The organism is Flagellimonas meishanensis, from assembly GCF_019880545.1.
GTDB lineage: Bacteria > Bacteroidota > Bacteroidia > Flavobacteriales > Flavobacteriaceae > Flagellimonas > Flagellimonas meishanensis.
The window spans coordinates 944427-965250 of record NZ_JAINVW010000001.1; the positions used below are offsets into that span (position 1 = coordinate 944427).

Here is a 20824-nt window from a genome sequence, read left to right on the forward strand (position 1 = left end):
AATGAAGCGAAAGGGAATATCATTGCTCTTTGGGTTGATCTTTTTGATGACGGCCTGCTGCAGGACCAAAACAGAGGAAGTTGTTCAAAATGTGGACAAGAACACCATACAGACGGAGGTGATTGGAAAGGAAGTGCAACTGGTGGATGTGAGAACCGCCCAAGAGTATTCGGAAGGTCGTATTGACGATGCGGTCAATTTTGATGTGAATGGAGAATTCTTTATGGAGCAAATAGGGACATTGGACAAGACCAAGCCCGTATATCTTTATTGCAAGATGGGAGGACGGAGCAGTAAAGCCGCGGAAATCCTAAAAAATGAAGGATTCAAGGAAATCTATAATTATACGGGAGGATACAATGATTGGAGCTCCAAGGATTAAGCCCATCGCAAAATCGAAGGAATGGAATAGGGAACATTTCTCAGAAAACAAAACCCAAACACTATGGCGTTACTAGATTTCTTATTCAGGAAATCCACGGATTCAGAGTCCATCAAAATATTAGATCCAGAAACATATAAAAAAGCCATCGCAAAACCCAAGGTGCAGTTGGTGGATGTGAGAACGGCAAGGGAGTTCAACGCTGGACACATCAAGGGCGCCCAGAACATGGATTTTTTTCAAAGGTCAACTTTTGAAGCCGGTTTCTCCAAAATGGACAAGTCCCAACCGGTTTATCTGTACTGTCAATCTGGAAACCGAAGCCAAAAGGCCGCTAAGAGGCTCTTACGCATGGGTTTTACCGAAGTATTGGATTTAAAAGGGGGCTATAAGGCCTGGAAATAAGGCATACATACCACTTAAACCCCTTCAGGCTTAATTTCATCTTTTCTTGCGGAACCCGTAGATCACTTGGCCCCAAAATCCTTTGGGCATGGTTTCATCCCCGGGATATCCCAATTCAATGGTCCCACTGTCTTCAGGCACGTAATTGGTCTTAAAAATATAATCCCAAAGGCTAAGGCTTATTCCAAAATTGACTCCGTATGTTCCTTTTGGCAATACGTAGGAATGATGGTACAGGTGCATCACCGGATTGTTGAAGACATACTTCAAGGGTCCCCAGGTTATTTTTATGTTGGAATGGTTCAAGTGCCCTATGGCTATGGCCACAAAATGGACGATGTAGGCCTGCTCCGGTTCAAACCCGCCCAGCAGCATCACCCCAAACGTTTTTAAGGGCTTATAAAATATATTCTCCATCCAATGGTACCGCAAATGTGCGGCAAAGCCCATTTCCTTTACACTATGGTGCACTTGGTGAAATTTCCAAAGGAATTTGTATCTGTGTAGCAGCACGTGGGTGAACCACTGGACAAAATCAAGGATAATGAAGAAGACCAGCAACTGTGCCCAGGTCGGTAACGTGGTCACATTGATTATGGCCAAGCTTTTGGCGGTGATGCCGATATCGGAAAAGAAAAGCCCCAATAGTTTGTAAACCCCACTGATGACTATCGCAAAAATGAAAAAGTTGAAATACATGTAAAAACCATCCAGCCAAAAATCTCTTCTGAATATGGATTGCTCCTTGCGCCAGGGGAAGACCATTTCCAAAATCCAGACCAAAAATGATATTGCTGTAAGCCCCCAAAAATAGTTGGTGTACCATGGCACTTCAAACAAAATGGAATTCCAGGTCCATTCTGCCGTGTTTAAAAATGCATCTGCAAATGCTCCCAAATATTTTTCCATTACTATTGATTTATCGTTGTTGCACTGTCTTTCTCTATTGGAAATGCTTCCATATGGCTCCACTCCACCCAGGAGCCATCATAATTTTTAACGTTGGTATATCCCAATAATTCGGTGAGCACATAGGTGGTATGCGCAGATCGCACCCCGGAATGGCAATAGGTGATTATGGGATGGTCTTTTGACACCCCAAGCGCGCCATAAATGGTCTCCAACTCATTATAGGACTTGAACCTTTTGGTGTTGTGGTAGTCCACTGCTTCGGCCCAGTCGATGGATTTACTCCCAGGAATTCTCCCCGCCCTAGCCGCGCCGCGCTTTTGCCGCTTGCCAGTAAACTCATCCTGCGTTCGGGCATCCAATAAAAGTACCGTACCGGGGTTGTTTAGGGCTTGCAGGACATTTTCCTTATCGGCATACAATTTCATGGAAGGTTTTTCAGAACCGAACTTAAAAATGGAAGGCTTAAACTCTGAAATTGCATTCGTTACGGTCCCATCCAGAGCGAGCCAAGCATGCAGTCCTCCATTCAGCAGCTTTACAGTTTCAAAATCATAGTTCCGAAGTACCCACCAAAGCCGAGCCGCATCACAGGCACTGCGTTCATCATATACCACCAAAGTATCACTGGGTGCGATGCCAAGTTTGGAGAAAAGCAGGTTCACAGCTTCTTTTTTGGCCATCATGCCTTGGTACGGATAGGAATCATCTTCAATATCCGTCAGTTGTATGTTTATTGCGTTGGAAATATGCCCTTGTAAATAGTCTTCCTCTTTTCTGAAATCAATGATTTTGTAGTTGGAATATGCGGGTTTCTTCAGTAGTTCACTGGCATCAATGAGATGTTCTGTATTGAAGTACCCAACGACACCTGACGAAGTCGTCCCCACCGGTTCAGCCATATGCCTGTTTTTTTTGCACGATATGGTGAACACAACAAAAAATGCTATTAAACTAATCTTCCAGTACATACCACTCAATAGCTGTCAAGTTTTGCCTTCTGCCTTTTTGCGTTGGGGCATAGTAGGTGGCCAAATAGTTGACAATGGGCTCCTGGTTGTTTCCAAGATCCCATAGGTTTTGGGTTTCCTGCATCCATCGGATGGTGGCTTCCCAACCTTCCTTGCTCATCCGGTTTTGCGTGACCAATTTGGCCGAATGACAGTTGGTGCAGTTGTTAACGACCAGCATCAGGCCCTCGCCTTCCACAAATCCCGTGCGCACGTGAATCCCATTTTCTATTTTGTCATAATCGTCCGTTTCACTGACCGAGGTATATTCCTCCATTGCCTTCGGACTTTTGAAGGCAGAAAATGTAGGGTCGATGGTCAGGTATACCAAAAAGGCTCCCAAAACCGCAAATACTGCAAATATGGAGAGCATCATGCTATAAACGGCCCTTGCATTCTTCTTAAATTTCTCCGTGGGATCCATCAGCTTACTTTAACGGCTATTCGATGACATGCATTATTAAGATACCCTTTGGGATTCCAACCAGGCAAGACCATGGGTTGCGATTCTCCCTGGGAATCGGTTGCCTTGGCCCAGACCTCGTAGTACCCCTTTTTTGGAAATTGTACAGAAGCCGAAAAATGTTGCCAGGCCAAACGATTGACAGGGGATTCGAGCTTGCATGTTTTCCAGGTGCTTCCAAAATCGATGGAGTACTCCACCTTGGCCACTTCCAGTTCTCCTGCCCAGGCATGCCCCCGAATGCTGAGTGAACTTCCATTTTTGATGGTGGCCCCAGTTTTGGGGTAGGTGATCAATGATTTCACAGGCATGGATTCAATAATGCACATATCCTTATCCTCAACCTTTTCACCTGGGGCAACAGGCTCGCAGGGGACCCGGTAGGATGAACCGGTCATCTTTTCGCCATCATGCACCTTGTTTCTTATACTGATCCCATTGATCCATTTTCCAGAAACAGAAGCGGGCCATCCACCAGCCACCAACCGCAATGGATAACCGTGGGCCAGGGGAATATCCTTTCCGTTCATTTTAAAGGCCAATAAGGTTTCATCCTGAAAGGCTTTTGCCATTGGGGCGCCCCTTGAAATGGGCTCCTTGTTTGGGTCACCGCTGAGGTGGGTATCCGCAGCATGATAGCCGATATAGACCGCATCATTTTTTAAACCTACATCTTCAAGAACATCCCGCAGCCTTACCCCGGTCCACGTGGCACAGGAAACTGCACCAACCGTCCATTGGTTGCCCTTGGCAGGAGGGTCAAACTCGCTCCTACCGTTTCCACCACACTCCAAGGTAAGTTGGTAGGTGTGGTGCTCAAATTTAGACTTGAGTTCCTGTAGTGTATAGGACTTTTTTTGTTTGACGGATTCACCATCAAAGCGAATTGACCATTCATTTTCATTTATGTTTTCGGGAATCTTGCCATTGTTTCGGATAAACATGTATTTGTTTGGGGTAATTCTGTCATCCAATAAATGGGCCACGGCCTCAATGTTCCAAGGTTTGTCGTTCAACACCACCATTTGTGGGTCCTTGTTGAACATTTTGAAGGGGTCAGGGTCTTGTAGCGCAAGCAGTCGATACCCTTTGGGAAGGGCATTTCCATAGACAATCTCGCTGCCAATGGCTGCAGCAAGTGTTGACAGGGCACTTTTTTCGATAAACTTTCTTCGGTTCATTGAAGCAGGGTGATATGAATTAATAAACGTACTGTTTTATGTCGGGTTTTTTGGTAACACAGGTTACAAACCATTACTTCTTGAGTAGTTACTTTTATTGGAAATGAAATCAAACAAAATTTTAAAGTTTTTGTTGGTCTGTCTTTTGTGTGTCGTGATCATAACGCTCATAGTAATGACGGTTCAATATCTAAACAGCTAAAAATAACCATTATAAAGAGAAGTACGTCCGCTGCGCAGCGTCCAATTTGATTACAAATCCCTTTGGCAACTGCAACATAATTGTACTTCAATATGATTTCGGGAACTTTGGTCTTCAACCTATTCCTATTGGTCATAACTTTTTTAATGACAAGTTTGTTGGTTTTCGCCCCTTGCAAACCCTAATCGGGATACCTGCCAGTGGGCTTAAAACCAGGTTTTTTGATTGGTTGGTTGATTGAAATGCCACCCCGATGGGGTGGCATTTTGTTTGTCTGGGTAACACAGGTTACTTTATGAAGCCCCAAGACATCATATTTTTGGCCGTCAATAGTCCAAAAAGGGCCAATGATTTTTAGTTAGATTTGTATAAAACCATAGACTATGATTTATGAACCTTGGCCTTGGTATGTTTCGGGCCCTTTGATTGCCTTAGTGATGGCCATCCTGATCTTATTGGGCAAACGATTTGGTATGTCCTCCAATCTCGAGACTTTCTGCTCCATTGGAGGTGCAGGAAAGTGGGTGGATTACTTCAAGGTGGATGTAAAACCCAAACAATGGAGTCTTTTGGTGGTATTGGGCGCAGTTATTGGTGGGTTCATTGCGGCCAACCTGTTATCTCCCGATGAAGCCGTCGATATTTCTCAAAAAACCATAGAAAATTTGAGAACATTAGGCTTTGAAAGTGCTGGGAGCGCTTATATGCCTTCGGAACTCTTCAATACCGGTGCGCTGGCCCATCCGAAGGTTTGGATCGTACTATTGATAGCTGGGTTCTTGGTCGGCTTTGGTGCCCGATATGCTGGAGGGTGCACATCGGGACACGCTATTTCTGGGCTTAGCAACCTTCAGCGACCATCGCTGATAGCGGTAATTGGGTTTTTTGTTGGAGGACTGTTTATGGTCCACGTATTGTTTCCCATTATATTTTGATCATGAAGAACGTATTATATCTGCTGGTTGGTATTTTTTTCGGCATTGTGCTCTACAAATCCGAAGCGGCCTCTTGGTTTCGCATCTATGAGATGTTCCGGTTCGATTCATTTCACATGTATGGGATAATAGGCTCAGCCCTAGTATTTGGAATGTTATTCGTCTTTTGGGCGAAAAAAAACTCCGTGAAATCATTTTTTGGAGAACCTTTGAGAATAGAGGAAAAGGAACGCTCGTTCACCCGTTATGCCGTTGGGGGCATTTTGTTCGGTTTGGGATGGGCTTTGGCCGGGGCCTGTCCAGGCCCTATCTATATCTTGGTCGGCGCCGGATATTGGCCCATACTTATTGTGTTGTTTGGGGCCATTGTGGGAGCTTTTGTTTATGGGATTTTGAGGCAAAAACTGCCCCATTGAAGTGGTCTTGAACGGGATATTTGGACAGAACGACGAATTAGGACGGGTTATTTAAGGTAAGGTATTAGCTTTGAAATTGATAACTTCCCCGTTAATAACCCCAAATGAAACTTACTTTTTGCATTATTGACGATGATTTGGTGTCGCAGTTCGCGACCCGATACTGCATTCAGCAAAGCGAGAAAAGTTCTGATATTATTACCTGTTCCAGCGGTGAGGAAGGGCTGTCCGTTTTCATGGAATTGTTGGAAAGGGGCGAGAAGCTCCCGGACATTGTTTTTTTGGATCTGGTAATGGGCGGCATGGATGGGTGGACCTTTCTTGAAAACATGAAAAACCTGTTCGAGGGGCATAAGCTGCCCAAGGTCTATGTACTGTCGGCCTTTGCCAATCTCAAGGATAGGGAGATAGCGAAGGCACATACGCTGATTTCTGGTTATGTGGACAAACCACTGTCTCGTAATTTTCTGGACAAGGTGCTAAAGCAGGAAACCGAAAAACGTCCCCTCCAGTAATTTCCCAAAACCTGCTGATATTGGAACAAGCGACATATGTTGCGTTTTGTATGCAAAGTTTTTCAAAAAAACATATTTTTGCAGTCCGTTTTTCAGGATTGGCCCCGTAGTTCAATGGATAGAATAGAAGTTTCCTAAACTTTAGATGCAAGTTCGATTCTTGCCGGGGCTACAAATCTCCCATACTTTTAACTTTTCTTAATTACCTTAGCAAAAACTTGTTTCCATGGAAAAGAAAATGAAAAATGTGTTCCTGCAAGGAGCCATTTCTCCTGATTTTATAGCGGAATCCATTGCAAAGCACCAATCCAAGACCCAGATAGGTGCCCATGACATTTTTTTGGGACAGGTTCGGGCGGATGAAATAGAAGGAAAGCTTGTTTCGGCAATAGAATATACTTCCTATGAAAGTATGGCCAACGCAAAATTCCATGAAATAAGGGAAAACACTTTTTCCAAGTTCAACATCACCTGCATGCACATATACCATAGCTTGGGCAAGGTTAATGTTGGAGAGATATGCCTTTTTGTCTTTGTTTCCTCTCCACACCGAAGGGTAGCTTTTGAGGCATTGGAATATGTGGTAGAGGAGATAAAAAAGGAAGTACCGGTATTTGGGAAGGAGCTTTTTCACGATGATTCCTATACCTGGAAAGTAAACACCTAAAACATGGTCGATATAACCCAAAAACAATCCACCCATCGGACCGCTATTGCCCAGGCTGTGGTTAAGGTAAGCAGTTCAATCACCATCAAGGCCATTGAACAAGGTACCGTTCCCAAAGGGAACGTTTTTGAAATGAGCCGTGCAGCAGGATTCCTGGCAGTAAAGAAAACCTCCGACCTTTTGCCCGACTGCCACCCTCTTCCCGTGGAGTATTGTGGTATTACTTACGAGGTGAACGGTCTGGAAATCCTAATTGAGATTGTCGTAAAGACCTTTTACAAAACCGGTGTGGAAGTTGAGGCCATGCACGGCGCCAGTGTGGTTGCCCTTACCATGTACGATATGCTAAAACCTATCGACAAGGGTGTTGAGATCCACCACATAAAACTGTTGAAAAAGACAGGGGGCAAGTCGGACATCAAAAGCGATTAATTTTTTTTGCATTTTCTCTTGACAATTCCATTTTTGTTCTATTTTTAATTTGATGTTAAGCTAACGGCCATGAATAACCTCAAGCGAGTTATAGTAGATTATAAAAAGCTGACCCCAGAAGTGCTTAAGCTCTTGGTGGACAAGTATCCCGACGGTTATGGTGACGATGATGTCATCAACTTTAGGAACCTCAAGGGAGAATTGATAGAAGCCGTGGAGGTTTCTACCGATGACACCAAGTATCTGGTGAAGATCAGCTCCAAGTTGGAACGCAGTATGGCCAATTTTGACGACGACGACGATGACACTCCAGATTTGGACACCGAAGATTTGGGAAAACTTTCCGATAAGGAAGATGATTTTGACTCAGAAGAGGAATAGTCCGCTACTTTTTTAGATTGTCCAGCATTTCCGATGTAGTCTGATCCAAATTGAAGCTCGGCTTCCAACCCCATTGCTTTCTGGCCAAGGAATCATCAATACTACTGGGCCAAGAATCCGCAATGGTCTGCCTAAAATCCGGTTCATACGTGATTTCAAAATCAGGGATATGCCTTTGAATGCTTTCGGCCATTTCCTGAGGGGTAAAGCTCATGCTGCCCAAATTGTAGGAGGAACGTACCTGTATTTTTTCGGTTGGACTTTCCATTAACTCCATCGTGGCCCTGATGGCATCGTCCATATACATCATCGGTAATTTGGTGTCCTTGCCCAAAAAGCATTGGTAAGCTCCTTTCTCCAACGCTTCATGATAAATTTCAACAGCGTAGTCCGTGGTGCCGCCCCCTGGCATGGTCTTCCAGCTTATCAGACCCGGATAGCGCACACTTCGCACGTCCACACCATATTTTTTGTTGTAATATTCACACCATCGCTCCCCCGATTGCTTGCTTATGCCATATACCGTGCTAGGCTCCATGATTGCATGTTGGGGCGTGTTTTCCTTTGGGGTATTGGGGCCAAAAACGGCAATGCTGGAGGGCCAAAATATCTTGGAAATCTTTTTTTCCTTGGCCAAATTGAGCACGTTGAACAGCGAATTCATGTTCAGGTTCCATGCCCTATTCGGAAATTTTTCGGCCGTGGCACTTAGCATGGCGGCCATTAAATAGACTTCGTCTATCTCGTAGTGCATCACAACATCCTCAATGGCCTCATAGTTGGTGGCATCGAGCAGCTCAAAAGGGCCAGAGGCCATCAGGGAATCGTTTCCTTCCCTAATATCACTGGCAACAACAGTTTCGGAGCCATATTTGTTTCTGAGTTCATAGGTCAGTTCGGTCCCGATTTGACCGCATGCACCAAGGATAAGGATGGTTTTCTGCATTTAAAAAAAGAAGTTAATTGCACTTTCGGGTAAAGATAGCCTTTCTTAAAATTTGTACATTCGCCTATGCGAAAATTGTTTTATCTCCTGATTTTTGGCGCAATCTTTGTTGGTTGCAGGCAGCAGCAAGATGCGAGCAGCAACGGGACCAATGAGGAACTTGATTTCAATTATCAAAAACTACCCAATAGGGCCACCATCAATCCAGAAGCACTGGCCATAGTGGAACAGTGGAAGGGGTTCATAAAATTCAATGAAAGCATGGATGCTTTGTACAGGGCAACCAACAATGAAGATTTGATTTTGGCCATTGACGACCTTATTGAAAAAGAAAAATTCCTGAGTGAGTCGGACTACCCTGAAATTTTCAACACCTTTCAGATTAAGAGCAGACAACAGGTGATCAGGACCTATCTCTACAAGGTGAAATCGCATATTCTGGAAAATCAGGAAACCACACAGCCCACTGTGGAGATGTTGGAGGCCTACAATGCCCTGCGGAAACAACTGAACATCATTGTGAACAGTCAACTGGACAAAAAACTTATATTGGATGAGGAATAACATTGTAATTGCACTTTTTTGTGCAGTATCCATGGCCCTAATGGGTCAAAACGAGGAAAAGGAGAAGATAAATCTGCTTTTGGATGCTTGGCACCTGGCTGCTTCCGATGCCGATTTTGATGCGTATTTTGATAAAATGACCAATGATGCTGTTTTCATAGGCACAGATGCCACGGAAAATTGGCAGAACGATGCGTTCAAATCGTTTTCCAAACCCTATTTTGATAGGGGAAAAGCATGGAGCTTCACAGCGGTGCAGCGCAACATTTATATAGGAGAGGATGGAGATTTCGCGTGGTTTGATGAACTATTGGACACGCAAATGAAAATCTGTAGGGGGTCCGGAATTCTCAAAAAAGCGAACGGGGAATGGAAGATTGCCCACTACGTGCTTTCCATAGCCGTTCCCAATGAAAATGTTGCCGAACTCATCAACATCAAAAAGGAAAAGGACAGTCTACTGCTCCTTCAACTGAAAATGGAATGAAAACCGATGGGTTTTTATAAAGGTTAGTTACCCTCTGGTTTTTCCTTTCTGGACTCCAAAGCTTGTTTGCTCAAGCTCGCCAGATTAAAGTTGGGATCAATTTTAAGCGCTTCATCGATTTGGGCAATGGCGCTGTCAATATTGTTCTTATCGGTATTATAGGTCACCAAACCTTTGAGATGGTAGAAAGCGGCCTTTAGCGGAACTTCATACGGTTGCTGTCTTTCATAGAAGGCATATCTCATATCGTCCTTGGCATTGGCAATACCATATTCGATATTTTTAAGGGCACCATCATTGTCCCCAACCAAAATTTTAAGGTCGGCCAGTTCATAGGCCAAATAGGCGGAGGGAACCCTACTGAAAAGCACTTCAAAATGTTCCAGTGCCCTTTTGGGCTGGTTTAGCGATTTGAGCGAAACAGCTTTCACCTGTACCGCAAGATCAGAATCATCGGCGTTCTTTTCTATGCCTATGGTATTCAAAGCCTGCATGTGCTGGTTGTTGTTCATGTAAACAAACGCCAATGTATCCTTGCGTTCCTTGGATGGAGCGAGCACGTTCAAATGGGTCAGTGCATTGATCACGCCTTCCACATCCCCTTGAAGACGCATCTCCTTATAGAAATCTTTATAGTGGTCCAACAGAGCGTTTTGGGATTGTGCCAATCCATTAAAACCGACAAACAACAGCAACAGTACAACAAGCTTTTTCATAGAGTATCGTTTAAGTGCGGCAAAACTATAAAAATTATCCGTATGGAGTTGTTAAAGAATGCACTATAGGTCAGCATTCTAAGCGTGGATGGATGTTTTGAAATTGTGGCCCTTCTCCTTGAAGTTTTTCCCAACGACAATTTTTCCCGACAAGGGTGCGGTGTTTTGGGGGTATTTGGGAAGGGGAATCCCTCTTTTCTTCGCTTCAGAAGTATAGTATTCACGCTTGGAAGGATGTGATGGATACACCCCGTTAAAGATTTCACCCCAATAGTTGTTTTTTATTATAGTGGTGATCAGAAGAATGCAATCGTCCCTGTGGATCAAGTTTACAGGGGCATTGCCGTTGAATACGTTTTCCCTTCCCGACAGCATGGTCACTGGGTGTCTGTCCGGACCGATGAGTCCCCCGAACCGAATTATGGTAGCTTGAAATTCCTCTGCATTCATTAAAAGATGCTCGCATTCCAGCAGTTGTTTCCCAGATTCGGAAGTAGGTTCCGGGACCGATGCCTCGGAGACCTCCCCTTGCTCATCACCATACACTGAAGTGCTGCTAACAAAGATTATTCTGCGGACTTGGCTTTTCTCAATTTCATGAATGAGCAGTTTGATTTTCCCAACGAAGTTTTCCGAATTTTTACCCCTTAATCCCGGAGGAATGTCGATGATCAATATATCGATATGACCCAGAAATTTACTTATGTTCCCGTCTATTTTTTCTTCGGAAAGAATCAGTTGATAGGGTATTATCCCAGCTTCTCGCAGCACGGAAATTTTCCCTTTTGAAGTGGTGGAGCCGTGTACTTCATATGCATTTTCCAATAATGTCGTGGCCAGGGGGAAACCCAGCCAACCACAGCCCAATATACCTATCCGATCACTCAAAACGTAAGGTTTTTGTCACCATAATGACATCGTTGAGGACAAAGGGCATGGGAATACTGCTTTTTGGTCGTTGGGGGACCGTAAAATCGGGATGGGATAGCAGGTCATTGGAAGCTTCATAAAATGTCAGCTCCAATATGCTGTCCTTTGGATAGCTCATGCCCAATTCGGTAAACTCGTTGTTGGAAATATAGTGGGTTATCAGCCTTTTATTTCTGTTCTTCAAGTAGTATTCCGACAAGGGAATGTTGTTCACTTTGGCCGAGTTGAGGGCAATATCGTTGGTATAGATATCCAGGCGGTTGACATTTCTTTTGGGTGTAATGCACAATTCCAAGATTCGTTCGTTGCCAATCACGGTATCCAGCACGGTATCAACCCATGGCATTGCAATTTCCTTTTTCGGGGCATCGGCCAAGTGGGTGAATCTGGTCAGGTATTTACTGGACAAGGTCTTCAGGGCTTCATCTTCGGGATTTTTGGCACCATCTTTTAAAAATTGGTTGTTCCATGCGATGGGCTTTTGGTCATAGGTGGCCCAGGATGCCCTGTCTGCATCTGCATCATAAACATAAAGAAGGCTACTTGGTTTGGGACGTTCCTCATTGAAATCGGAATTGATGTGCGCCGAGATGCCAAAGGCCAAGAAGAGGGTGAACGCAAAATAGGCAAAGCGGTCCTTATTTTTCATCAACCCCAGAAAGGGAAATGCCAAAAAGAAAAGCAATGTGGTCAAGACCGTGGCGGCGACCATCATTTTGAGACCAAGTCCCACGGGAAACATTTTTATGAACGGAGCATAGATGAATATGGCGGGCAAGGCAAAAAATACCAATAGGAAGGGATTTGGTTTTTCTTGATGGATATGCACCATAAGAGCGGCCAATATTCCAAAAACGGGAATAATGAAGAAGCTAGCACCTTTTAAATAGACGCCAACCAGTGCACAAATGACCAACCAAACAAAAATTGGGGCCACCAATAAATTGGGGATACTGGTCCTTTTGAATATATTATAAAACCAAAAGCAAACCCCGGTGGACAACATGGCGAACATAAATATGTAGGTATGCCCATTGTAAGTGAATCCATGAAGCATATCCTTGAATTGAGGATACCACCAGGTCAAAATCTTCCAAAAATAATATCCGGCAACACCATTGATGGCCAAGGACAGTAAAAGCGGTATAAATCCTTTGGTGATTTCTTTACTATTCAATTTGGCCTTCCGGAAACCGGAAATCAAAAGGAATACAAAAGCCAATACGGCCAATGTGAACATGGGCCAAATCCACTCGTATGGATACGAAATAAGTCTAAAGAAAGGGAGGTTGAAGTATATATAATCATCCAAACTCTTTAGGTTATTTAGATCAGAATCACTGAAGTGTTCCAACAAGGGTATCAAATAAGATCCCTGGTGCGCCAAGGTGTTTTTGTCCAGCCTCTCATGGGTGTCCAATGCGGTATGGTAATCAAAGTGGTCGTCGATGAAGGCAAAATTAAAACCCTCAATGTCGGCATCTTCCCTAAAAACGGTCAGATCCGTATCGTTGGGCAGCATTTTATAAATACTGTAGGCCAATGAGTTGCCAACGGGATATGCCGGATTGGCTTCACTGAACGCTTTGATAAGATTCCCATTTCCCCTGTTGGTCTCGATCAACATATAACTTGGACCGCCACTGCCTCGGGCCTCAAAATTGAGAACAAGGCCAACATCTTTTGCCCACGGGTGTTTGTTTACGAAAAGGCTTGCCCCGTTAAGGCCCAATTCCTCGGCATCCGTAATCAATATGATTATGTCGTTTTTTGGAGTTTCGTTATCGGCCATGAAAGCACGGACTCCTTCCAGAATCGTGGCAATGCCACTGGCCGCATCACTGGCCCCGTAGGAAGAATGCGGGCTACTATCATAGTGGGACAACAGCACTAGGGCCTTGCCCTCACCAGCACCTTTGATTCGCGCTAGAATGTTGGTGGCCTTGCTCAGGTTTCCCCAGTCACCACTGGTGTATCCTTCTTGGGTATAAGGTTGCAAGCCCAGTTTCCTTAATTCGGAGATGATGTAGCTTCGCACTCCTGCATGGGCCGGAAATCCAACCCCATGGGGTTCTTTGGATATGTTCTTTACGTGCTCAAGGGCCCTGTCCGTGGAAAATGTGGTGGACGCTGCTTCTTTGTCCGATTCATAAACGGGCATTAAGGACCTAAAGCTCCAATACACCATAAAACAAAGCAAGAGAAAGGCAAGGGAACGGGAGAACTTCATGGTATTGTTACGTTGGTATGTAAAAATAGGAAATTATGGAAGGTTCGCACATTTGGTCTGGAAAAAAGGCATAATTCGCCAAAAAAGGCTATATTTAATATTCAACCTTTAATACTAATCCTATGGCAATCAAGAGTTTTCAAGGCGTACGATCTAAAGAGGAGTCCAAAAAAAAGTACAATGCGCCCATTTTGGTTGAGGACTATATGACCAAAAAGCTTATAACCTTCACTCCGGAACAATCCATTTTGGAGGTGATGGAGGCCTTTGCGAAATATCATATTTCAGGAGGTCCGGTGTTGGACAAAAACGGGTTTTTGGTCGGAATCATTTCCGAGGCGGATTGTATGAAACAAATTTCCGAAAGCCGTTACTTCAATCAACCCATATTGGACAAAAGCGTGGAACGGTTCATGACCAAAAATGTGGAGACCATTCCGCACGACATGAGCATATTTGATGCGGCAGGAGTTTTTGTAAAACATAACCGACGTAGATTGCCCGTTATGAAAAATGACATACTGGTTGGGCAGATCAGCAGAAAAGATGTGGTTGTCGCCGCCTTAAAGCTCAGTTCCCATAACTGGAAATAAAGGGTCTTTTTATTCCCGTTTCACGATCATAAAATAATCGTTGTCCAAGGGCAAATACCCCAGGTCATAAACAAAACGGTAGGTACTTCCCTTTTTGGTGGTGTACAGGTTGGTGATGTGCTCAAAATCGAAACCCCGGTCCATCAGGCGCATTTTGGTCGTGGTGGTCTTGCCATCCTTTAAGGGGAAGCTGGCCAGAATCCGATAATTTTTGCGCAATTTATTGTTGATGTTGCGCACCAAGTTTTTACTATCCTTATTGAGTTTGTTGTTGAAGGCATTTCTGCAATGGTCCGAGCAGAATTTTTTATCCGCCCTGCCAATGAGCTTATCACCACATTCCAGGCATTTTCGTTCTTCCATAACGTAAGATTGGGGTGCCACAATATCTTAATTTTTTCAACATAGCATGCCTGCCTTCGGGCATTATTTATTGTGAACACCTCCGTTTATTACTCCTTTTAGGGGCAAACCCTCCCTTATTGCCCCTCGTTGGTCAAAATGATAGCGGGAATCTCCAAGGATCTGTACAAATCGTTATAAGCCTTCATTCCATTGCCCACAATGGCATTTTTTTCATTTTCGTAGTCTTTCCAGGCCTTTAAAAGATCGTTCAAACGTTCTTTGGCACCCTGGGTCACCTTGGGCTCGGCCACATCCACAAAGCCCTTTAGGTACATAAACTCGGCGTTGAGCTGATTGTGAAAGTTGATTACGTCCTGAAAAGTTTTCTGCTTGGGCTGAATCAATTTTTCTTCCCAAACCTTGATACGCTCCAATAGCTCATCGCCTTTTTTGATGAGTTCTTCCGTGTTTTCCTGCCCACTTAGCAATTCCTTGTATTTTTCCAATTGGGATTTGGCGTTTCGCATTTGGTTGACGGCTTGGTGCATGCCCAACAAGGCTTCGTCAATCTGTATCAAAACGGCTTGCTGCCCCACATAGTCCTCCTGGCTGCCCTCCACCTTTGGGTCTGCCAGCACCACCGCTTTGGTTTCTGCAGCCTCACCATTAAAGGAGAGCCTTAGGGTATAGGTGCCCGGTGCTACCCTGGACCCTTTATAATCACCAAAAATGAATACTTTATCAATTGCCGGCATGGGGTCTTTGGTAAAATCCCACGTGAAACGATTATATCCCTTTTTGGCAGGAAGCACATCTGGTTTTGGAGGTCCTCCGGGCCAGGTGCTGAATTTTTTCGGTTTCTGATTGGTTATGGTTCGAATAACCTTTCCATTGGATAGCACTTCCAGTTTCAACTCCAGCGAATCTGCTTTTTTGGGCAAATAGTAATCGAATGTCACTCCCGATTTTGGATTTTGGCCCAGTCCGGGGACAGGGTTGTCTGTGCTTCCGCCAAAAATCCGATATGTGTCCTTGGGAGTCACAATGGTTAAACCGTCTTTTGGGGACACACTATTTTGGATGGCGCCAAGCTCGTCCAATATCCAAAAAGAACGTCCTGCTGTGGCAGCCACTAGGTCGTTGTCCTGTATGATCAGGTCGTTTATCGGAACCACTGGTAGATTGAGTTGGAGGGGTTGCCATACTTGCCCGTCGTTCAGGGAAACATAGAGCCCTGTTTCGGTACCTGCGTAGAGAAGCCCTTTTTGAAGTTTGTCTTCCCGCACCACCCGCACAAAGGTGTGCTTGTTGTCAATGCCATTGGTAATCTTGGTCCAGCTATTACCATAATCAGAAGTTTTGAAGATATACGGCCTTAAATCCATGAACTTGTACCGCATCACTACAATATAGGCAGTAGCGGGATCATGTGGGGAAACCTCAATGCTATTGATAATGCCTTCCTGGAGATTGGGAGGGGTGATATTTTCCCAACTGGTACCGCCATTTTTGGTGATGTGGACCAAGCCATCATCCGAACCGGCGTAGAGCACGCCCTCTTCATGTGGGGATTCCACCAAGTACATCAGCGTGTTGTAGTTTTCACCACCTGCCGCTTCGTTGGTATAAGGACCACCTCCGGGCCCTTGTTTGTTTTTTTCGTTCCTAGTAAGGTCAGGACTGACCACCTCCCACGTGTTGCCCCCTTCCTTCGATTTGAACACAACGTTACCAGCATGGTACATCGTATTTCGGTCATGCGGAGAAGTGATGATGGGTGCATTCCAATTGTATCGATATTTGAAGTCCTCAGGAACCCTGCCAAGGCCGAGTTCGGGGTATTCCTTGATGGGTTTGGCCTCACGGGAAGCCTTCACCCACTTTTCAATGATCCCTTGATAACATCCACCAAAGACCACTTCCGGATTGTCGGGGTCAAAGGCCAAATAGGCACTTTCGCATCCCGCTACCGAGTACCAATCCTTCCAATCAATTCCTGCATCATTGGTTCTGCTGGCAATGGCAATGGCCGAATTGTCCTGTTGTCCTCCGTAGACATTGTAGGGCACGAGATTGTCCGTAATCACGCGATAGAACTGTGAAGTCGGTTGATTCTGCTGTGTGCTCCAACTTTGGCCACCGTTGTTGGAGACATTGGCCCCACCGTCGTTGGAGTTGATCATGATGTTGTTATTATTTGGATGTATCCATAAATCATGGTTGTCCCCGTGGGGTGTGGGCAGTGGGGCGAAGGTTTTGCCTCCGTCGATGGATTTCGTCACAGGCGCATTCATCACATAAACCACATTTTCATTTTGGGGATCTGCCAGGATTTCCATATAGTACCACGAGCGTGCAATGTTGATGCGATCCTTGTTCACCTGTGTCCAAGTTTTGCCGGCATCGGTACTTTTATAAACACCTCCTTTTTCCCCTTCGGCCTCGATTACCGCAAAGACCAATTCTGGATTGGCACGGGAAACGGAGATTCCGGCCTTCCCAAACTCCTCGGGCAAGCCTTTTTCCAATTTTTTCCAAGTGGTTCCACCATCAGTGGATTTATAAATTCCCGATGAAGGCCCTCCAGATTCCATGGTCCAGGGATATCGTCGATGTTGCCAAAGGGCGGCATATAGGATCAACGGATTGTTCATGTCCATGGAAAGGGACGATGCACCCGTGTTATCATCCACAAAAAGAACCCTTTCCCAGCTGGCCCCGCCATTGGTAGAACGATAAATGCCGCGCTCTTCTGAAGGCCCATATTGGGCTCCCTGTGCCGCCACAAAAAAGATGTTCGGATCATTGGGATGGATGATGACGTCTGAAATATGCCGTGTTTCGTCCAAACCGATATGTTTCCATGTTTTCCCGGCGTCAGTGGATTTGTAGGCGCCATCGCCCATGGAGGTCATGACCCCTCTGGCGGCGTGTTCTCCCATTCCGACAAGTACCAAATTGGGGTCGCTTTCTGAGACTGCAATATCGCCAACGGTGCCTGTTTTTAGATGTCCGTCCGAAACATTTTTCCAGGTGATGCCATCATCGGTGGTTTTCCAAATACCGCCCCCGGTGGTGCCCATGTAATAGGTCATCGGTTGACCAAGAACTCCGGTACTTGCCACGCTTCTTCCCCCGCGGAATGGTCCTATGTTTCGCCATTTAAGTCTTGGAAAAAGGGAGTCATTTATAACGACCTCAGCGGTTTTGGAATTTTTGTTTCTTCTTTGGGCCTCAGCGGTAAGGGAAACCAAAAAAAACAGGGTGAGTACTAAGCGGAATACTTTCATTTTTTTGAATTGAATTAGTTCTTGAAAGATACAAAACCAGAACCAAAGTGTTAATGAAAAGATAAATATCCATATTTATTTGGAACAATCGTTCCATTATTATTATGTTTGTATCGGAACGTTCGTTCCAAAAATAAAAACAACAACAAAACTTATATCATGAAAAAATTAGAAAACAAAGTAGCCATTGTAACTGGAGCTACCAGTGGAATGGGATTGGAAACAGCCAAAAAGTATTTATCCGAAGGCGCTAAAGTTGTGTTGACCGGAAGGAGTCAAGAGAAATTGGATGCCTTGGAAAGTGAATTGAGCGGCGACTTTCTTCTAATAAAGGCAGAGGCTTCCAGTATTGAGGACAGCAGACAGTTGATCGCAAAAACGGTTGAACATTTTGGGAAGATAGATGTTCTCTTTTTGAATGCCGGTATTTTTAGATTGGAGACCATTGATGCATTAACCGAGGAAATCTTTGACGAAGTACATAATATCAATGTTCGCGGACCTATTTTTACCGTACAAGCTGCCTATGAGTATTTAAATGAAGGAGCTAGTATTATCTTCAATACATCGATTGTGAATGTAAAAGGCTTTGGAGGAATGACCGCCTATGCTTCAAGTAAGGCTGCGCTTCGTTCTGTGGTGAGGACCTTGGCTTCTGAATTTGGACCTAAGGGAATCCGCGTGAATGCGATTGCACCTGGACCTATAGATACACCAATCTATGGCAAACATAATGTACCGCAAGAAAATATTGATCAAATGGCATCCCACTTTCCAGCCATGGTTTCTTTGGGCAGATTTGGAAGCTCAGATGAAATTGCCGCAACAGCCTTGTTTTTGGCTTCCTCGGATAGTAGCTACATTACAGGTGCTGAAATACCCGTGGATGGGGGGATGGCGCAGGTATAATTTTTTTCAATAATTTTGGAACAAATAGTCCAGAATCGATGCCGCGCACCAAACAATTCGATGAAGAAGAAGTGTTGAAAAAGGCTATGGAACTCTTTTGGAAAAAAGGGTTCCATGCCACTTCAATACAGGATTTAGTGTCCTGTCTCGGAATCAATAGGGCGAGTCTATATGACACCTTTGGAGGCAAGGACGAACTCTTTAGAAGGGCGTTTCAGGAATATAGAAATTCATCAGGGGATAAAGTGAAAGCCTTGTTGGCTGAAGGCGAAACCGTGAAGGCAGGATTTGAACGACTATTTTCTTACGCTATAGATCAAGCCGAAGAAAATGTTGAGAGAAAAGGCTGTTTTGTCGTCAATACAACTGCAGAATTGGTGCCTGGAAACACGGCAATTCAATCGATACTTTGTGAGAATATGGAAGGGATACTTTCCATTTTTAGCGATTATATCCAAAAAGGGATTGACCATGGTGAAATCAGTCCTTCAAAAAATCCCAAAGACATTGCGATAATGCTGTTCACCTTTTACAATGGGTTTCAGGTAATTTCCAAAATTGAAACCAACCGCAAAAAATTAGAAGACCTAGTGCAAACGGGGATTTCGGTCTTGGATGACTAAGCCACAACGAAATTTAAATTCATTTACTCCACTCTAACGTAGGCAAAGGTCACTTCCTCGGCCTTATTCTCTCCCCCGATGAGCACATGCATGTTTATTTCATCTTCATTTATCTTTTCGATGGTAAATCCCTCAAAAAAAGCTGTTGCTCCTTCAATTTTTATCAATTTGAAATCCACGGTTTCATCTTTTTCTTCCCATCCGTGTAGATTGCCATGAAAATGTTTCAGCTGGAGGATCAAACTGTTGTCAATTTCCTGGATATGGCCCACTTCATAAAAGGATATTTTGTCATTGTTGACCAGTTTAAAGACAAACATCATGGAACCACCGAGTGGCGGGCTCCAAATCTCTTCTGCCAGGCCGCCGAATGCCTCTCCCTGCCAATGTCCCGCAATCCACGATACATCATCCAACGAAGCTGGAGGTGATGTATGTCCTTCTGACCATTGCATTGTTTTTTGGGCCGAAAGGATCCCAAAACCAAAAATGAAAAATATGAAAACTGCTCTCATGGGTTCTATTTTTAGCTACATGACGAATGGAACCGGGCTAATTGGACAAAGCGAACTTAATGTTGACACTGGTCTCCACTTTTATTTTTTCAAAATCAATGTCCAAGGGTTCAGCTACTACTTCATCCATGGCCATGGCCTTCATTTCCATGCGAGGAGCTTGGTTGTATCTTGGGTAATAGGGCGTGGAGGTGTCCAGAATATGAATGGCCTTGCCTACCGACTGTCCTAACGGCTTGGTCAATGCCACCGCTTTTTGCTTGGCTTTTTTTACGGCCCTTGATTTCAGTTCCAATTCCAGTTCATCCATTTTGGAATATTCGGTCTTTTCCAGATAGGCATTGGCAATGTCCAATTGCTCCAGGGCCACCAAGACATTGCCGGCCTGTTTCCCGGAATAGACCAATAGCGAGTACTGCTTGCTTTTCAGCACTTCTTTTCCCCGCAGAAAGTATTTTTGAAAGTTGCTGCTCAGATCTTTTATGACCAACTGTTTGTCCAGATCTATGCCAAGGGACTTGAACCGCAGCGCCATCTTGTTTTCCTGTTCCTCCACGGATTTCTTTCCCTTGGAGTCCTTTTCCTGTATGGTGATGTTCAAATAAATTTTGTCAGGGGTCACCAGGGTATCCACCTGGGCTGAGGTCTCTAAATAAGGGATGTCCAAAAAGCTCTTGGTTTGAGTAAAAGCTGAAATGGAAAACAAAAGGGCTGCAATAGGGAGGATGATTTTTTTCATGGTCAGATTTTTATTTAAAGGTAAATACTTCCCATCAAC

The 20824-nt window shown here is 44.5% G+C and carries 25 protein-coding genes and 1 tRNA gene; 14 read left to right on the forward strand and 12 right to left on the reverse strand.

Translation table 11 applies throughout. From position 1 onward, the window contains the following. Position 1 precedes the first annotated feature (1 nt). A complete protein-coding gene (locus tag K7G75_RS04235) occupies positions 2 to 382 on the forward strand; it encodes a rhodanese-like domain-containing protein (protein WP_222982977.1) in 381 nt (126 codons plus the stop codon). Positions 383 to 445: 63 nt separating this feature from the next. Then, a complete protein-coding gene (locus K7G75_RS04240) occupies positions 446 to 787 on the forward strand; it encodes a rhodanese-like domain-containing protein (protein ID WP_222982978.1) in 342 nt (113 codons plus the stop codon). 36 nt (positions 788 to 823) lie between these two features. Here the strand turns inward: K7G75_RS04240 and K7G75_RS04245 are convergent, their stop codons facing one another. Genes K7G75_RS04245 through K7G75_RS04260 form a run of 4 tightly spaced genes read right to left on the reverse strand, consistent with a single transcriptional unit; the run spans position 824 to position 4350 of the window. Continuing rightward, on the reverse strand, positions 824 to 1696 hold the full coding sequence (locus K7G75_RS04245) for a sterol desaturase family protein (RefSeq protein ID WP_222982979.1): 873 nt from the start codon (positions 1694 to 1696) through the stop codon (positions 824 to 826). Positions 1697 to 1698: 2 nt separating this feature from the next. After that, positions 1699 to 2598, reverse strand: a complete 900-nt coding sequence (locus K7G75_RS04250; protein ID WP_222982980.1) for a sulfurtransferase — start codon at positions 2596 to 2598, stop codon at positions 1699 to 1701. Between the two features lie 52 nt (positions 2599 to 2650). Continuing rightward, on the reverse strand, positions 2651 to 3130 hold the full coding sequence (locus K7G75_RS04255) for a monoheme cytochrome C (RefSeq protein WP_222982981.1): 480 nt from the start codon (positions 3128 to 3130) through the stop codon (positions 2651 to 2653). Further along, positions 3130 to 4350: a sulfite oxidase gene (locus K7G75_RS04260; RefSeq protein ID WP_222982982.1), complete on the reverse strand. Its 1221-nt coding sequence runs from the start codon at positions 4348 to 4350 to the stop codon at positions 3130 to 3132. Before K7G75_RS04260 ends, K7G75_RS04255 begins: the two co-directional genes overlap by 1 nt. 585 nt (positions 4351 to 4935) lie before the next feature. Between K7G75_RS04260 and K7G75_RS04265 the strand changes: the two genes are divergently transcribed. The 7 genes from K7G75_RS04265 (at position 4936) to K7G75_RS04295 (ending at position 7898) form a co-directional block, all read left to right on the forward strand. Then, entirely contained in the window at positions 4936 to 5487 is a 552-nt protein-coding gene (locus tag K7G75_RS04265) for a YeeE/YedE family protein (protein WP_222982983.1), read from the forward strand. A 2-nt stretch (positions 5488 to 5489) separates the two neighbouring features. Then, on the forward strand, positions 5490 to 5903 hold the full coding sequence (locus K7G75_RS04270; protein WP_222982984.1) for a YeeE/YedE family protein: 414 nt from the start codon (positions 5490 to 5492) through the stop codon (positions 5901 to 5903). A 104-nt stretch (positions 5904 to 6007) separates the two neighbouring features. Beyond that, on the forward strand, positions 6008 to 6418 hold the full coding sequence (locus K7G75_RS04275; protein ID WP_222982985.1) for a response regulator: 411 nt from the start codon (positions 6008 to 6010) through the stop codon (positions 6416 to 6418). Between the two features lie 100 nt (positions 6419 to 6518). Then, positions 6519 to 6590: transfer RNA gene (locus tag K7G75_RS04280), tRNA-Arg, on the forward strand. A gap of 54 nt (positions 6591 to 6644) precedes the next feature. Beyond that, positions 6645 to 7085: a molybdenum cofactor biosynthesis protein MoaE gene (locus K7G75_RS04285; protein WP_262420239.1), complete on the forward strand. Its 441-nt coding sequence runs from the start codon at positions 6645 to 6647 to the stop codon at positions 7083 to 7085. A gap of 3 nt (positions 7086 to 7088) precedes the next feature. Further along, positions 7089 to 7517 carry a cyclic pyranopterin monophosphate synthase MoaC gene (gene moaC, locus K7G75_RS04290; protein ID WP_222982986.1) on the forward strand — a complete coding sequence of 143 codons (429 nt, stop codon included), beginning with the start codon at positions 7089 to 7091 and terminating at the stop codon, positions 7515 to 7517. Between the two features lie 69 nt (positions 7518 to 7586). Beyond that, positions 7587 to 7898 carry a hypothetical protein gene (locus tag K7G75_RS04295; RefSeq protein ID WP_222982987.1) on the forward strand — a complete coding sequence of 104 codons (312 nt, stop codon included), beginning with the start codon at positions 7587 to 7589 and terminating at the stop codon, positions 7896 to 7898. A gap of 4 nt (positions 7899 to 7902) precedes the next feature. Here the strand turns inward: K7G75_RS04295 and K7G75_RS04300 are convergent, their stop codons facing one another. Beyond that, positions 7903 to 8844, reverse strand: a complete 942-nt coding sequence (locus K7G75_RS04300) for an NAD-dependent epimerase/dehydratase family protein (RefSeq protein WP_222982988.1) — start codon at positions 8842 to 8844, stop codon at positions 7903 to 7905. A gap of 66 nt (positions 8845 to 8910) precedes the next feature. On the opposite strand from K7G75_RS04300, the gene K7G75_RS04305 reads away from it, so the two are divergent. Together K7G75_RS04305 and K7G75_RS04310 are read left to right on the forward strand one after the other, a co-directional pair. Continuing rightward, positions 8911 to 9408: a hypothetical protein gene (locus tag K7G75_RS04305; protein WP_222982989.1), complete on the forward strand. Its 498-nt coding sequence runs from the start codon at positions 8911 to 8913 to the stop codon at positions 9406 to 9408. Beyond that, complete coding sequence (locus K7G75_RS04310; protein WP_222982990.1) at positions 9398 to 9895, forward strand: nuclear transport factor 2 family protein; 498 nt, start codon at positions 9398 to 9400, stop codon at positions 9893 to 9895. The genes K7G75_RS04305 and K7G75_RS04310 overlap by 11 nt, the downstream gene beginning before the upstream one ends. A gap of 23 nt (positions 9896 to 9918) precedes the next feature. Here the strand turns inward: K7G75_RS04310 and K7G75_RS04315 are convergent, their stop codons facing one another. The 3 genes from K7G75_RS04315 to K7G75_RS04325 all read right to left on the reverse strand — a co-directional run bounded on the left by K7G75_RS04315 (position 9919) and on the right by K7G75_RS04325 (position 13771). Further along, positions 9919 to 10611 (reverse strand): tetratricopeptide repeat protein, encoded by a 693-nt coding sequence (locus K7G75_RS04315; protein ID WP_222982991.1) that lies wholly within the window; start codon positions 10609 to 10611, stop codon positions 9919 to 9921. 78 nt (positions 10612 to 10689) lie between these two features. Next, positions 10690 to 11499 (reverse strand): NAD-dependent epimerase/dehydratase family protein, encoded by an 810-nt coding sequence (locus tag K7G75_RS04320; protein WP_222982992.1) that lies wholly within the window; start codon positions 11497 to 11499, stop codon positions 10690 to 10692. Further along, positions 11492 to 13771 (reverse strand): M28 family peptidase, encoded by a 2280-nt coding sequence (locus K7G75_RS04325; RefSeq protein ID WP_222982993.1) that lies wholly within the window; start codon positions 13769 to 13771, stop codon positions 11492 to 11494. The genes K7G75_RS04320 and K7G75_RS04325 overlap by 8 nt, the downstream gene beginning before the upstream one ends. Before the next feature lie 122 nt (positions 13772 to 13893). On the opposite strand from K7G75_RS04325, the gene K7G75_RS04330 reads away from it, so the two are divergent. Continuing rightward, positions 13894 to 14364, forward strand: coding sequence for a CBS domain-containing protein (locus K7G75_RS04330; protein WP_222982994.1), 471 nt, complete (start codon positions 13894 to 13896; stop codon positions 14362 to 14364). 9 nt (positions 14365 to 14373) lie between these two features. Here K7G75_RS04330 and K7G75_RS04335 read toward each other — a convergent pair whose 3' ends face one another. Next, positions 14374 to 14727 (reverse strand): hypothetical protein, encoded by a 354-nt coding sequence (locus K7G75_RS04335; protein WP_222982995.1) that lies wholly within the window; start codon positions 14725 to 14727, stop codon positions 14374 to 14376. Positions 14728 to 14843: 116 nt separating this feature from the next. Continuing rightward, positions 14844 to 17999, reverse strand: a complete 3156-nt coding sequence (locus K7G75_RS04340; RefSeq protein ID WP_222982996.1) for a VPS10 domain-containing protein — start codon at positions 17997 to 17999, stop codon at positions 14844 to 14846. Positions 18000 to 18158: 159 nt separating this feature from the next. Between K7G75_RS04340 and K7G75_RS04345 the strand changes: the two genes are divergently transcribed. Continuing rightward, positions 18159 to 18908: an SDR family oxidoreductase gene (locus K7G75_RS04345; protein WP_222982997.1), complete on the forward strand. Its 750-nt coding sequence runs from the start codon at positions 18159 to 18161 to the stop codon at positions 18906 to 18908. Between the two features lie 38 nt (positions 18909 to 18946). Next, entirely contained in the window at positions 18947 to 19531 is a 585-nt protein-coding gene (locus K7G75_RS04350) for a TetR/AcrR family transcriptional regulator (RefSeq protein ID WP_222982998.1), read from the forward strand. A 23-nt stretch (positions 19532 to 19554) separates the two neighbouring features. Here the strand turns inward: K7G75_RS04350 and K7G75_RS04355 are convergent, their stop codons facing one another. Then, positions 19555 to 20046 (reverse strand): DUF6265 family protein, encoded by a 492-nt coding sequence (locus tag K7G75_RS04355; RefSeq protein WP_222982999.1) that lies wholly within the window; start codon positions 20044 to 20046, stop codon positions 19555 to 19557. Positions 20047 to 20083: 37 nt separating this feature from the next. After that, positions 20084 to 20785 carry an SIMPL domain-containing protein gene (locus K7G75_RS04360; RefSeq protein WP_222983000.1) on the reverse strand — a complete coding sequence of 234 codons (702 nt, stop codon included), beginning with the start codon at positions 20783 to 20785 and terminating at the stop codon, positions 20084 to 20086. Positions 20786 to 20824: the final 39 nt, after the last annotated feature.